The sequence below is a fragment of the Bacillus mesophilum genome, assembly GCF_008923265.1.
GTDB classification, from domain to species: Bacteria; Bacillota; Bacilli; order Bacillales; family Cytobacillaceae; genus Cytobacillus; species Cytobacillus mesophilum.
Genome location: NZ_WBOT01000003.1, coordinates 528,401 through 541,995 on the forward strand (window position 1 = coordinate 528,401; position 13,595 = coordinate 541,995).

General features: G+C 40.3%; 13 protein-coding genes. 8 read left to right on the forward strand and 5 right to left on the reverse strand.

Going from position 1 to position 13,595, the window contains the following annotated elements; genetic code table 11:
- Position 1: 1 nt before the first annotated feature.
- From F7732_RS12175 to F7732_RS22650, 5 genes are read left to right on the forward strand one after another with little or no spacing between them, the layout of a single operon-like run.
- Entirely contained in the window at positions 2 to 673 is a 672-nt protein-coding gene (locus F7732_RS12175) for a methionine ABC transporter permease (RefSeq protein ID WP_151574187.1), read from the forward strand.
- A 41-nt stretch (positions 674 to 714) separates the two neighbouring features.
- Positions 715 to 1,488 carry an enoyl-CoA hydratase/isomerase family protein gene (locus tag F7732_RS12180; RefSeq protein ID WP_151574189.1) on the forward strand — a complete coding sequence of 258 codons (774 nt, stop codon included), beginning with the start codon at positions 715 to 717 and terminating at the stop codon, positions 1,486 to 1,488.
- 15 nt (positions 1,489 to 1,503) lie between these two features.
- Positions 1,504 to 2,652, forward strand: coding sequence for an alpha-hydroxy acid oxidase (locus F7732_RS12185; protein WP_151574191.1), 1,149 nt, complete (start codon positions 1,504 to 1,506; stop codon positions 2,650 to 2,652).
- Positions 2,653 to 2,664: 12 nt separating this feature from the next.
- Positions 2,665 to 3,813, forward strand: a complete 1,149-nt coding sequence (locus F7732_RS12190) for a CaiB/BaiF CoA transferase family protein (RefSeq protein WP_240056606.1) — start codon at positions 2,665 to 2,667, stop codon at positions 3,811 to 3,813.
- A 16-nt stretch (positions 3,814 to 3,829) separates the two neighbouring features.
- The gene (locus F7732_RS22650) at positions 3,830 to 4,039 is read left to right on the forward strand and encodes a hypothetical protein (RefSeq protein ID WP_161598875.1); all 210 of its coding nucleotides are present in this window, start codon (positions 3,830 to 3,832) and stop codon (positions 4,037 to 4,039) included.
- Positions 4,040 to 4,459: 420 nt separating this feature from the next.
- Here the strand turns inward: F7732_RS22650 and F7732_RS12200 are convergent, their stop codons facing one another.
- From F7732_RS12200 to F7732_RS12215, 4 genes are all read right to left on the reverse strand, one after another.
- A complete protein-coding gene (locus F7732_RS12200) occupies positions 4,460 to 4,900 on the reverse strand; it encodes a hypothetical protein (RefSeq protein WP_151574193.1) in 441 nt (146 codons plus the stop codon).
- The gene (locus F7732_RS12205; protein WP_151574195.1) at positions 4,884 to 5,105 is read right to left on the reverse strand and encodes a helix-turn-helix transcriptional regulator; all 222 of its coding nucleotides are present in this window, start codon (positions 5,103 to 5,105) and stop codon (positions 4,884 to 4,886) included. The genes F7732_RS12200 and F7732_RS12205 overlap by 17 nt, the downstream gene beginning before the upstream one ends.
- Positions 5,106 to 5,219: 114 nt before the next feature.
- Positions 5,220 to 7,334: an MMPL family transporter gene (locus tag F7732_RS12210; RefSeq protein ID WP_151574197.1), complete on the reverse strand. Its 2,115-nt coding sequence runs from the start codon at positions 7,332 to 7,334 to the stop codon at positions 5,220 to 5,222.
- Positions 7,335 to 7,433: 99 nt separating this feature from the next.
- Positions 7,434 to 8,009: a TetR/AcrR family transcriptional regulator gene (locus tag F7732_RS12215; RefSeq protein ID WP_066442726.1), complete on the reverse strand. Its 576-nt coding sequence runs from the start codon at positions 8,007 to 8,009 to the stop codon at positions 7,434 to 7,436.
- Positions 8,010 to 8,235: 226 nt separating this feature from the next.
- On the opposite strand from F7732_RS12215, the gene F7732_RS12220 reads away from it, so the two are divergent.
- The 3 genes from F7732_RS12220 to F7732_RS12230 all read left to right on the forward strand — a co-directional run bounded on the left by F7732_RS12220 (position 8,236) and on the right by F7732_RS12230 (position 12,416).
- Positions 8,236 to 8,724, forward strand: coding sequence for a hypothetical protein (locus F7732_RS12220; protein ID WP_151574199.1), 489 nt, complete (start codon positions 8,236 to 8,238; stop codon positions 8,722 to 8,724).
- 195 nt (positions 8,725 to 8,919) lie between these two features.
- Positions 8,920 to 9,390: a MarR family winged helix-turn-helix transcriptional regulator gene (locus F7732_RS12225; protein ID WP_151574201.1), complete on the forward strand. Its 471-nt coding sequence runs from the start codon at positions 8,920 to 8,922 to the stop codon at positions 9,388 to 9,390.
- A complete protein-coding gene (locus F7732_RS12230) occupies positions 9,387 to 12,416 on the forward strand; it encodes an MMPL family transporter (protein WP_151574203.1) in 3,030 nt (1,009 codons plus the stop codon). Before F7732_RS12225 ends, F7732_RS12230 begins: the two co-directional genes overlap by 4 nt.
- A gap of 112 nt (positions 12,417 to 12,528) precedes the next feature.
- Here F7732_RS12230 and F7732_RS12235 read toward each other — a convergent pair whose 3' ends face one another.
- Positions 12,529 to 13,485, reverse strand: coding sequence for a DUF4097 family beta strand repeat-containing protein (locus F7732_RS12235; protein ID WP_151574205.1), 957 nt, complete (start codon positions 13,483 to 13,485; stop codon positions 12,529 to 12,531).
- Positions 13,486 to 13,595 lie beyond the last annotated feature (110 nt).

Genomic DNA, 13,595 nt, shown 5'->3' on the forward strand with positions numbered 1-13,595 from the left:
AATGGATCGATTTCAGCAATTTACAGATCAGTGGCTGCCGATAATCGGCAAGGCAGTCGTAGAGACTTTTCAAATGGTCGGTGTTTCACTTTTATTTTCCATTTTAATTGGTGTGCCCCTTGGCATTCTCATTGTCCTAACAAGGCCTGGCCAATCGCTGCATAACAAATGGGTGTATGGCGGCTTAAATTTGATCATTAACATTATTCGTTCTGTGCCCTTTATTATTTTACTTTTCTTTATTCTGCCTTTTACCAAATTTATCGTCGGGACAACGATCGGAGTTCAAGGAGTTATTGTTCCGCTTGTTATTTATACAGCACCATATATTTCTAGGCTCATTGAAACAGCTTTATTGGAAGTGGATAATGGTGTGCTGGAGGCCTATAAAGCAATGGGCATCAAGACACGTCAAATTATTTGGAATGTGATGCTGCGTGAATCACGCCCTTCACTTGTCTTAGGATTGACGATTGCTACGGTCGGCTTAATTGGAGCAACCGCAATGGCTGGACTCGTTGGAGCAGGCGGTTTAGGGGACTTAGCTTATCGGTTCGGGCATCTCCGCTACGAAGTTGACGTGATGTATGCAACAGTTCTCATTTTAATCATCTTAGTGCAAACCATTCAAACCATTGGCAACAGATTGGCCGCCCGTTTGAAAAAAGATTAGTGTATTTTGCGAGATAAGAATTATAGAAAGGAGGATTAACATTGGAAGAACTCTATTGGAAAAAGGAAGAGCGGATAGCGAGTATCATTATCAACCGTCCTCATAAAAAAAATGCATTCAATTTAAAGATGTTTCAGAAGCTCTCCGTTCTGCTGGATGAGATTAAAAAGGATGATGAAGTAAAAGTACTCGTACTGTGCGGTGCAGATGAGTCTGCTTTTAGTGCCGGTGCGGATATCAGTGAATTTTTACAGAATCGGACCTCGGCAGAAAAAGCGAAACAATATAATGCCATTGCTCTGGAGACCGTTGAAAAGCTTTACCATTTTCCAAAACCAACAATTGCAGCCATACGAGGTTTAGCGATTGGCGGAGGATTAGAATTGGCACTTTCTTGTGATTTCAGATTTGCCTCACAAGAAAGCCTTCTTGGCATAACGGCTGCAAAATTAGCGATTATCTATAATCTGGCAAGCACGAAAAGGCTTATTGATGCTGTTGGAACATCAATTGCTAAAGACATGCTTTATACAGGAAAGCTTGTGAAAGCGCCGGAAGGAAAAGAGATTGGACTTGTGCACCGCGTACTCCCGGAAGATGAACTTTTACAATCAGCCTATGAATACGCTAAACAGCTTTCTGAGAGGTCTTCACTGGCGTTAAACGGAACAAAGGAAGTTATTCATGCAGTTTTAAACGGTGCCATTGAAGAAGATGAAAGAATCGAACAGCTTATCCTGTACTCTTTTGAAAGTGAAGATTACCAGGAAGGCATTCAAGCGTTTCTAGAAAAGCGAAAACCAAATTTTAAGTAAGGATGGTGACCGGAAATGGCTGTACCTGTAAATAGTAAGGATGCCTTACTGCAAAATATGAATGCAGGCGATTATTTTCCCATATCATACGAAGAGCTGGAAGAGTGTGCCCGGACGGTGATGTCAGCAGGTGCCTTTGGATATGTGCGCTCTGGAGCCGGTGGTGAAGAAACATTAAAAAGCAATCGGGCCGATTTTCAAAAACATTCTATTGTACCTAGAGTATTAACAGATGTATCTACTATCAATACAAGCATTACACTTTTTGGAAAACAATATGACCATCCTTTCTTGCTTGCACCAGTTGGAATGCTGAAGCTTGCTCATGAGGATGCAGATTTAGCTGTTGCTCAAGCAGCTGCACGTTATGGAATTCCATTTGTGCAAAGTACGGTTTCAAGTTATTCCATAGAGGAAGTATCAGAGGTTTCCCCCCTAAGTCCAAAATGGTTTCAGCTTTATTGGTCAAATAATCGCAGTATTTCCTTCCATATGGCTGAACGAGCAGAAAAAGCAGGTTTTGAAGCAATCGTTTTAACAGTAGATACTGTCATGCTTGGATGGAGAGAAGAGGACTTGCGGAACCGGTTTTCCCCGCTTAAGCTTGGCTATGGCAAAGCGAATTATGAAAGTGACCCAGTGTTTCTTCAGTCTCTGCCTGATGAAAGTGAAGAAAGCATCATTCAAGGAATACTAAATAATATCCATCATCCGTCTTTAAATTGGGAAGATGTGGCTGAGCTTAAAAAACGAACGAAGCTGCCTATTCTTTTGAAGGGTATTCTGCATCCCGAAGATGCCAGATTAGCGGTTGAAAATGGAATTGACGGCATCATTGTCTCAAATCATGGCGGCAGGCAGCTGGATGGTATCATTTCTGCAATTTCAGCATTGCCAGCGATCGCCGAAACAGTTAATAAACAAATTCCAGTGCTGTTTGACAGCGGCATCCGGCGTGGAGCAGATATAGTGAAAGCAATCGCTCTTGGAGCAGATGCGGTTTGCATCGGCAGACCTTTTGTATATGCGCTGGCAGCTGGGGGACAAACAGGAGTAGAAAAGCTGTTCGAGAATTTGATTCAGGAAACAAAGGTGTCCATCTCTTTAGCAGGTGCCTCCAGTATTGCCGGGCTTTCCTCTGTGAAATTGGTTCAAACAACTTAAAGGGAGGTGCGGATGATGACACAGGCACTAAGCGGAATGAGAGTGATTGATGCAACCCAAATTTTAGCCGGCCCTTACTGTACAATGGTTCTTGGTGATATGGGTGCAGATGTGATCAAAGTGGAAAAATCTCCCGGTGGTGACGATACAAGACGCATGGGCCCATACACTGACGGAGAGAGTCATATGTTTATGATGGTCAACCGCAACAAAAGAGGAATTAGCCTAAACTTGAAGGAAGAGGAAGATAAAAAAATTCTCTACGAGCTTGTGAAAACAGCAGATGTGTTTATTGAAAACTTTCGCCCTGGTGTGGCAGCAAAACTGGAGATCGATTATGAGACATTAAAAGAGCTTAACCCCGGTATCATTTATTGTTCAATTTCTGGTTATGGACAAACAGGACCATACAGAAATAAAGGCGGCTTCGATATCATGGCACAAGGCTTATCTGGCATTATGGATATGACAGGCGAAAAAGATGGAAAGCCTGTTAAGGTCGGCATTGCTATTCATGATATCGCAGCAGCACAAACGGCTATTCAGTCGGTGCTGACAGCCTATATCCACAAGCTAAAATCAGGTGAAGGCCAATATATTGATGTATCTCTTGTCGATTCAGCTTTAGCATGGACCGTATGGGAGGCGGCTGCCTATTTTGGAGAAGGACAGCTCCCGAAACGAAATGGAACAGCTCACCGTGCCGCGGCTCCGTATCAAGGTTATGCTACTCGAGATGGGTTTATTTTAATCGGCGCTGCCAACCAAAAACTATGGGAAAAATTTTGCCTATATGTAGTGGATCAACCCCAATGGCTTGAAGATGAACGCTATTCAACCAACTCATTACGAAATGAGCACGCTCTACAGCTTGAAGTGGATATCGAGAATGTACTGCGAACACAATCTTCCGCTCATTGGCTTGTATTACTTGAAGAAAACGGCATCCCTTCTGGACCAATTTATTCCTATGATCAAACGATGAATGATCAGCATATCCAGGAACGTGAAATGATCCTCGAATATGAACACCCACAATTTGGGACCTTGAAAACATTGGGTTTTCCCGCAAAATACTCACAAACTCCTGCCAAACTATCAAAACCTGCTCCAAGGCTGGGAGAACACAACGAAGAAATCCGCGCCGAGCTTGGTTTATAGGATAGGGAGAAGTGGTTTGTCATATGGCAAGCCGCTTTTTTGGGGTGATGTGGATTGGATATGTGGGGAGAATGGAGGTTTGATAGGAAAAAGCGGATTTTTGATAGGAAAACCGGGAAAATTGATAGGAAAGAGGGGAAATTTGATAGGAAACCCAAACATTTTGATAGGAAACGCAGAAATTTTGATAGAAACCACAAAAAATGTCTTAGGAAACCCAGAATAAGCAGGGTAAATCGACTTTGGCGTGCAGGAACATGATTAGGGTTTTCGCGAAAAGAGAATAATTGGGTGGTTAATCGTTAATTTTAGGCTCAAAAAAGTGGTTTGATAGGAAAAACCGGATTTTTGATAGGAAAACAGGAAAAATTGATAGGAAAGAGCGAATTTTTGATAGGAAACTTGATAAGTTTGATAGGATAAAACAAAAATTTGATATGAACCCCAGAACTTTTGATAAAAAACCCAAACAGTTTGATAGAAACCCCAAATATTTTAACAGCAATCAAAAAATAAGCTAGTTCAATAAACCATTTCTTCTCTAAAAAGCAAAAAAATCCATTATTAAGCCGTTTTCTTCTTTTAATTAGTTCATTTAATCAGTGAGAAAGGATAGTCTCCTACTGATTCAAGCTGCCGCTTTTCTCTATTCATCCTCATCTTCTTCAAACACTTCTTCCTTCCGTTTTCTCAAGCGGTATATATAATAAGAAGGAACTAGGCCACAGATAAAAATAATGCTGCCGATGAGCGCACCATCCCATATCCCGTAGCCAGGCGTATTGGCTGTAAGGATGCCTACAATCAGACTAATCATTAAAGTAACAATCGCACTAATCTGAAGTGATCGATTAGACTTAGTTAAAGTGCGTTCACTATCAACACTAATATTCATTGATAAATAGGCAAGCACGATCATGGTGACCATAAACACTAGCCAAATCGGGTTATTACGCATTTGATCTACTCCGCCTTGTAAAAATTCATAGAAAAGAATGGCGAAAATGCCTAGTGATTGGACAGCAAAAGCAATTCTAATATTTTTTAAATTCTTCATGATTAGACGTTCATCAGTTATTTTCTTCACTGTTAAATTCCTCCTCGCTAAGCCAAAAAATTTCATCCAATTGAGCGTTTACTCTGTAGCAAATTTGCAGGCACAGTTTTAGGGAAGGGTTATATTTTCCTTTTTCGATCAAACTGATCGTTTGCCTTGTAATGCCAACACCGTCCGCCAGCTGCTGCTGAGTTAGATTTGCCTTTATTCGAGCCAGTTTCACATTGTTTTTCATAGCAGCCCTCCATAATAAAAATGTAACATATAAATTACATTATGTAAAATATAAATTCCATAACAAAAAAGAACCTGAAAGGATCAGGTTCTTTTCAATAGCAAATCAATAATCTTATTCCTGCTTTTCCTTCTCTGCATGCTCATCCTTCTCCAGCATGACAATCAGTCCAGGCAGGAGCACACCGCGGATCAGGAAGGTATCTAGTAAAATTCCAACGGCAACAATAAAGCCAAAAACGAAGAGCAGCTGAATCGGCTGTGTCATTAAGACAGCAAAGGTTGCGGCAAGAATAATCCCCGCAGAGGAAATGACTCCGCCTGTATTGGAGACAGCCAGTTCAATGGCTTTTTTAACAGGATATTTCTTGCGTTCTTCCTGAAAGCGGGACACAAGAATGATATTGTAATCAATGCCGAGTGCAACAAGAAAAACAAAGGCATATAAGGGCACACGATTACTGATAGTACTGATATCAAAGAATAGATCGGATAAAAATAACCCTAATCCTAATGCAGACAGCAGTGATACTAAGATGGTTCCAATCATATAGATTGGCATTTTAATCGATCTTGTTAAAAAGATCAGCATCACAAAAATAAGAATCGTCTCAAGTGCGACTATTACAATAATATCGCGATTGTTCACATTGCGGTCATCCACTAAACTTGCCGTTTCACCGGCAAAGTACAGATTTCCTTCTAGATTAGTTGTCTCGATTATATTGTCCGATTCTTCAATTGTTTGTTCCATTGCATCAATAACTTCTTCTGAATAAGGATTTTCATCATAGGTAACCGAATAGGAAATAACCTGTGAATCTTCGGTTGTTTCTGAGATCGAAACACTTCTTACTAATGATTGATCTTCCAAGGCTGCTCTTAGATTTTCAGCATCATCTGGCGTGACTGCTTCTTCTGCTTCATAGAGCACCGTTGCAGGAGCTATGTCTCCTTTGGCAAATTTCTCAGATAGCAGTTCATAGCCTTGTCTTGAGGGCATATCCTCTGGAAAAGACTTAATGGTATCAAACTCATAATGAAGGTTGAATAGATTTAAGGATGATACAACTAAGAAAACAGCAATGACTGCTACAGCCATACCTGGTTTTTTAACAACGATTCGAGCGACTTTACTCCAAAATGAGTTCTTATTAAGCTGCTCATCGCCAACTTTAGGCACCTTCGGCCAGAATGCTTTGCGTCCAAAAAGGGTGAACAATGCTGGCACTAATGTGACTGAAGCAAGCATGATAATCACCATTGCGGTTCCAAAGGTTGGGGCAAAATTACGATAATCGCCTGACTGAGCGAAAAATAAGACCAGCATGGCAGCGAGCACGGTTCCGCCAGAGAAGAAGACAGGCAAGCCCGTTTCGCGCATGGCTGATTTCATGGAATCGAAGCGGTCTTCATATGTCTTTAATTCTTCGCGGTAGCGAGAAAAGACGAAAAGTGAATAATCAATAACAGCTGCGAACAGCAGTATCGACATGATTGATATGGTTTGCTGGCTGAGATCCAGTCCCGAGGCTCCAAGAAATCCAAGTGACTTCATTACAACCTGGTATACAAAACCAGCTGCGAGCAAAGGAATAAGTGCAAGCAATGGTGAACGGTAAATCACAATTAAAAGAATTAAAATTAAGCCAACTGTTGAGAACAGCAGTACCAAATCGGCCCTTGAAAATAAATCTACAGAATCAGATGAAATGCCTGCAGGTCCAGTAATAAATAATTCAAGATCCGTTTCTTCAGCAATAATGTCACTGATTTGATGATTTGCATCCTGGATTTCCTTCGTCTCCATTGAATCCTGATAGATTAATGGAAGTGAAGCTGTTGTTTGATCTTCAGAAACAAAGGATTCAACAGCAGCCGGAGGAAGTGCGGCAAGAGGAATTAATTCCTTAATTCCATCTATTTTTTCATTTTCTATAGCTTGAAAGGCAGAAACGAGTTCTTCAGTACTTAGATCCCCGCTATCTCTATGAAACACGAGTATAGCTGGAATTCCGTTTTCGCCTTCGAAATATTGGTTTTGCTTACTTTCTGCAATAACTGATTGTGCATCATCAGGCAAGGAAGCGATATTTGAAACCTCATAATCCTTATGATTAGGCCCGAAAATCGTAAATAAGACAGTGACAGCGAGCCATGCGGATAATGTAATCCACATCCCTTTTTTCGTGGAAACCCAGTCTGTGACTGCTCGCAGAAAACCTTTCATTTCTTCTTCTCCTCTCAAAGTGACAGTTGTGTCATTTTAACTATATAGAGGTCTGTAATAGACCTGCTGTAATCATTATCTTTATAAATGACACTTCTGTCAATTATTATGTGCAAACATTCCGGATTGAAGCATTTCTTTAATTGAGCTTACCCAGACTGATTGGGGGATGCCAAAATGGTTTGGAATAGCGATGGATTGAAAAATATAGCCCAAAATGAGCGTATCAGGCAAATGGGGTTTTAACATGTTCTCCTGCTTGCCGAGGCTAATAAAATCCTGCAAATGCTTATACATATCAATTTGCATTTCCATCAATCTTTGCTTATTTTTTTTCACAACCTCAGTAGAGGATTGCACTTGTTTGCCGATCTCTATTAATCGGTGCAAGTTGGAATTCTGAAACATAAACGTAATCAGAAAATCAAATTGTCCGTTAAAGTCACTGATATGACTGATTTGCTGCAGCTCTTTATGGGACTGTTCCATTTCAAAGATCATATAAGCAGTAATTAATTCATCTTTATTTTCAAAGTATTTATATATGGTGCCTCTGGCCACATTTAAGGCGTCTGCCAGATGACTGAATGTAAATCCTTCATACCCATTATTTAATAGTAAAGGCTTCACCTGTTTGTATAATTCCTCAAGTGAAAATTTGCGTTCCCGTGCCATAAAAAACTCACCTCATTCCTTATTATAGGGTATTTTGCCGGCTCATACTAAACGAAAAATAAAATTAACTTTATATGGAAATTACTTGTTGGGATTATTAAATATTCTTTGCAATACACTCTGAAAACAATTACACTTTTTCTGAGAAAATATCGCAGCTATGAACAAGTTTCAGGTTGTCTTATAATAAAAAATAAGAGTTTATATTAGATTTGGAGGATATAGCATGGCTAAAATAAAATCGATACAGATCGACGGGGAGAATATATTTTATTTTAATAGCGCCATCTATGTGTTCCATGCGAATTCTGGCTGTACTCTGCAATTAGATATAATTGTCAGTGAAATTACCATTAAAAAATATACAGATAGAGAAAGTCATATTATAGAAGCAGAATTGGAGAATGGCAGTTTGGTTACTTCATTTATGACCGTGAATATATTGCCTGGAAGGATTCCTCACTTAAATTTTGTCAGTGAAGTGGAGGATGCTGATGAATTTCGTGAACTGCCGGCAGTTCACGAAAACGATCTTGATTTTCCGGATATAGAACAAGGCATTACATTAGAAGATATTCGTAAAGTAGAGATGCCATATGAAAAGATTGCCTTAAAACTGACGTTGCCCATCGATCAGGCTGAATGGCTGCAGCAGAAAACCAAGAAAGAATTGAATGCTATTTTCAAAGAGATGATAGAGGGAAGAATGAAATAAAAATCTCTTCTTTTAATATTCATAATACTTGCATCGCATGGAATATGCGGTGTTTTTTTTGCCTGAAAAACGAAAGTGTAAAATGGAGATTTTTATTGACAAGGAATGTCATTTTTCATAAAGTTAACTATATGAATAGTTCATGTGTTGAATAATTAAAGTAGAGAATAATTTAAAAAAGAGGTGCATATATACATGGGGGAACATTCGATAAAAGATCTTATTGATCGTTATATTGAAATTTCATTTATTGTCAATCGCTGTGGACAGAGCCTGGTGAAAAGCCAGGTAGGCAGTGACTTAACGTATGATCAGCATTATACCTTACGTCATATTTATAAATCCGGTTCCTGTACTTCATCAGAGCTTGCAGAAGTGTTTGATGTGAAAAAAAGCGCCATTACAGCCATTATTACAAGGCTGTGGGAAAAAGGACTAATCCTGCGGACACGGGATGAAAGTGATCGCAGGGTGGTTTATTTGACGCTTACAGACAAAGCAAAGGAGTTATTCGAAGATACGGAAGAACGTATACAGAAGTTAGTAGAGTCACTGATTAATAACTTTGAAGAAGATGAAATCAATCAATTTATGGATTCATTTGAGAAGCTTAAGAACTTTATGCTGCAAAGCAAAGAAGATATTCAGACGGAGGATACAAAGTGAGTACAATCATCAAACGAAAGTGGTTTGTCATCATTGCATGGATTGCTATTGTTGCTGGACTTTTTCTTGCTGCACCGAGTATGGGAGACCTTGTTCGTGAAAAAGGTCAAATTACCGTGCCGGATGAATACTCTTCAGCACTTGCAGGTGAAATAATGTCTGAGGTGCAAGAGGATGAAGGCGGCGGCAATGATACGGGAGTCGCATTGATATTTCACAATGAAAATAAGCTGAAAGAAGAAGATATTCAAGAGGCTGAAAGAGCAATTCGTTTACTGGAAGACCAGCAGGAAGAGCTTGGGATTACAGAGATTTTAACTCATTTTAATGAAGAATCACTAAGAGATCAGCTTGTGTCAGAAGACGGAAAAGCAATATTGGCTCAAGTTACCGTGAATTGGAACGACCGCGAAGCAAAGGAGCTAAGTAATGCTTTGTATGCAGCGGTTGAAGATGTAAAGGTTGACCATTTTTACACTAGTGAATGGATGATCAGTGAGGATGTAATGACGAGCTCACAGGAAGGACTGAAGAAAACAGAGGGCATTACAGTAGTATTTATACTAGCTGTTTTATTGCTTGTTTTCAGATCGGTCATAGCACCGTTAATCCCGCTCGTCACAGTTGGGCTCACCTATTTGGCATCTCAGTCAATTGTCGGTTTTCTTGTTGATCATTTTGACTTTCCGATTTCAAGCTATACACAGATTTTCCTTGTTGCCGTGCTTTTTGGTATAGGAACAGATTATTGTATTTTGCTTTTAAGTCGCTATAAAGAAGAATTGAGTCATTCAGAGAGTATCACCGATGCCATCATAGCTACTTATAAAAATGCTGGAAGAACAGTATTTTTTAGCGGAGTAGCGGTGATGATTGGATTTGCAGCGATTGGTTTCTCGCAATTTATTCTTTATCAGTCCGCGGCTGCTGTGGCCATTGGGGTTGCGATTTTGCTGATTGCCCTTTTTACCATCGTTCCATTCTTTATGGCAGTCCTGGGCAAAAAGCTGTTTTGGCCATCAAAAGGATCGGCGGAGCATGCTGACAGCAAGCTTTGGGGGACAGTTGGCAAGTTCTCTCTAGCGAGGCCGTTTATTGCCTTGCTGATCGTTGCTGCCGTATGCGTACCTTTCTTAGCCACATATGATGGAGAGCTTTCATTTAACTCGCTTGAGGAAATTAGCGGAGATGTGAATTCCATTAAAGCATTTAATGCGATTTCTGACAGCTTTAGTCCTGGTGAATCCATGCCAACACAGGTAGTTATCCGAAATGACGAAGAAATGGATTCAGCTGAGTATATCAGTCTGGCAGAGAAAATCAGCGATGAGCTATCAAACATTGACTTAGTTCAAAGTGTCCGCTCGGTTTCAAGACCAACGGGAGAAGTGATGGATGATTTATATGTCAGCTCTCAGGCGGAAACACTCGGAGATGGAATTGGAGATGGCCGTGACGGAGTTGAACAAATTCGCAATGGCTTGAATGAAGCAAACACAATGCTTACAGATCAAGCGCCACAGCTGGAACAATCAACAGCTGGAATCAGCCAATTAATAGATGGAACAAATCAGGCGAAAACAGGCCTTGAAACAATCCAGACAAACCTATCAACGATTGAGCAGGGACTACGGGAAGCTTCAATGGGCTCAACTGAGATCAGTGCAGGATTAGAAAGTGCGAAAGCTGGGGTTCTGGAGCTTGCAGATAAATATCAGCAGCTGCATACCGGTTATCAGAATGCTGCTGAGAATTTAGCTCTAGTATCAGAGGCGCTTACTAACGCACATTCAGCTTTATATAACTATTTGGAAGGTCAATATCCAGAACTTATTGAAGATCCGGTTTATCAGCAGCATAAAGACCAAATTTCTGCTGTTCATGGTCGAATTCCTTCAATTATTGAAGGAATTACAGGAGCAAACAGCAATTTGACAGAATTAATTAACGGGCAAAACGCGGCAGCAGCAGGGTTCGACCAACTGCTTGCAGGACTTGAACAGCAGCAGGCTGGCTTAGAGCAAATGGCAAATGGCCAAGGGCAGATTGTCGGCAGGATGCCTGAATTAACCGATGGTTTAGCTGGTATTGCGACTGGGCAGGAACAATTGCTTGCAGGCTTTGGAGATCTTGATGGACAGATCGGCGAATTAACCGATGGACTTGGCCAAAGTGTTGATGGCTTAACAGAAGTGTCTGACGGACTTGGGTCTGCGCAAGACTATTTAACAGGTTTATCAAATGGCTCGGACGCATTTTATTTACCTGAGGATGTGCTTAGCAGTGACGATTTTGCTCAAGTCCTAGATGTCTATTTATCTGAAGATCGCAAAGTAATGACACTGGATGTTATTTTCGAAGCAAATCCGTATTCAAATGATGCAATTAAGCAAATTCCTGAAATTAAGGACACTGTTGAAAAAGCAACCAAAGGAACGAAGCTAGAAAATGCAGTTGTTGCCGTTGGTGGACCAACAAGCATGAATGCTGATTTAGGAACAATGAGTGATCAGGATTACACCCGCACAGTTATTCTAATGCTTGCTGGTATAGCGATTATTCTTGTTTTCTTGTTCCGGTCACTTATCATGCCGCTGTATTTAATCGGCTCACTGATTCTGACATATTATACTTCTATGGCGATCAATGAAGTAATTTTCGTCAACATTCTTGGCTACTCAGGCATTAGCTGGGCTGTTCCATTCTTTGCTTTTGTTATTCTTGTTGCGCTTGGTGTGGATTACAGTATCTTCCTGATGGATCGTTTCAATGAGTATCGAGACTTGTCTGTATCAGAAGCGATGCTGTTATCGATGAAAAAGATGGGTACAGTAATCATTTCGGCTGCTGTCATCCTGGGCGGGACTTTTGCGGCGATGATGCCTTCTGGAATGCTGTCGCTCCTGCAAATTGCAGCGATCGTCATTGTAGGATTATTCCTCTATGCACTTGTCATTCTGCCATTGTTTATCCCGGTAATGGTGAAAAACTTTGGGGCTGCCAACTGGTGGCCGTTTAAAAGATAAAGAATTTGAAAGGCAGAAATTTCCTATTATGGAGTTGCTGCCTTTTTTATTTTTGTACATGGTCAAATAAAAAAAGCACCTTTTTATGATGAAAAAGGTGCTCTTTTTAAGATTAATTAATCTCAGCTGAGCCACTTGTTACTCGAACATTGACTTCATGTGTCCCAGCTCCGCTTTTACCAGTAAAGCCATGATCGCTTTCGGATTTATTTTCTAATGGCAGGTTTGCGGAAATATGCCCGCTATTATATTCGCCGTTTATGGTATAGTCTCCATCATCTGGTAAATCAAGCTGGAGTCGTCCAGAGCTTGCACGAAGATCAATATCATCTGTAACTTCTTTAAAGGAAGCTGTTAATCGGCCGGAGGATAACTCTCCTGTTAATCCGCCAGTCATGTTATCTAATGAGAAATTTCCAGAGCTTAAATTCGCCTTTATATCATCAGCTGTTATGCTGTCCCCATCAATTCTTCCGGAAGATGCTTTAAAGGATACATTTTCTGCAGTAACATTGTTAATATCAGCTTTGCCGGAACTTATGGAAAAATAACTTACTTTAGCTTCTATACCATCAACGCTCATCACCCCAGAAGTAGCCTCAAGTGAAACGGTTTCTGCTAGGATGTTTTGGACATTTATTTTACCTGAACCTAATTTAACATCCATCTCTTCAAGCTGCCAATCATTTTCACCATTTACGTCAATCGTGCCAGATCCGCCTCTAATGGATAAAGTGCGGTCAAATGTCTCAGGTACATAAATGACGACTGTTGCTGTTCTATTAAAGGGACTGCTGAACCAAAACTTCCGTTCGTACTTTATTTTCAGCGTGTCGCCTTCCTCTGAAACCTTTACTTCCCCTTTTCCTTCAAGCTCTGTTTCTAAATCATCACCGCTCGTTTTTTGAATTGCCGCATTTGCACCTTCTAATTCAATGGCGATTTCTTCAATATTGGAACCAACTTTGCCATTAGCTGCACTGTTTCCAAGCGGCAGCCATTGATAGGCAGTAGTAGCAATAACATAAAAGCTCACTAATACTAAAAATATGATAAAAATTCTTTTCATAAATCCTCCTTGTTTTACTCTGTTTTCCTTATTTTACTATAAAATAAGGGAGGTGGTATTGAGCCGCAGCAGGATTCTGATATAAGACTTAAGAAGTATAAGGACTGAGG

Excerpts from the sequence above, each read along its gene's own strand:
- F7732_RS12235 (WP_151574205.1), bottom strand. The coding sequence starts at position 13,485 with ATGAAAAGAATTTTTATCATATTTTTAGTATTAGTGAGCTTTTATGTT.
- F7732_RS12190 (WP_240056606.1), top strand. The coding sequence starts at position 2,665 with ATGATGACACAGGCACTAAGCGGAATGAGAGTGATTGATGCAACCCAA.
- F7732_RS12215 (WP_066442726.1), bottom strand. The coding sequence starts at position 8,009 with ATGGCACGGGAACGCAAATTTTCACTTGAGGAATTATACAAACAGGTG.
- F7732_RS12225 (WP_151574201.1), top strand. The coding sequence starts at position 8,920 with ATGGGGGAACATTCGATAAAAGATCTTATTGATCGTTATATTGAAATT.
- F7732_RS12210 (WP_151574197.1), bottom strand. The coding sequence starts at position 7,334 with ATGAAAGGTTTTCTGCGAGCAGTCACAGACTGGGTTTCCACGAAAAAA.
- F7732_RS12220 (WP_151574199.1), top strand. The coding sequence starts at position 8,236 with ATGGCTAAAATAAAATCGATACAGATCGACGGGGAGAATATATTTTAT.
- F7732_RS12205 (WP_151574195.1), bottom strand. The coding sequence starts at position 5,105 with ATGAAAAACAATGTGAAACTGGCTCGAATAAAGGCAAATCTAACTCAG.
- F7732_RS12175 (WP_151574187.1), top strand. The coding sequence starts at position 2 with ATGGATCGATTTCAGCAATTTACAGATCAGTGGCTGCCGATAATCGGC.
- F7732_RS12185 (WP_151574191.1), top strand. The coding sequence starts at position 1,504 with ATGGCTGTACCTGTAAATAGTAAGGATGCCTTACTGCAAAATATGAAT.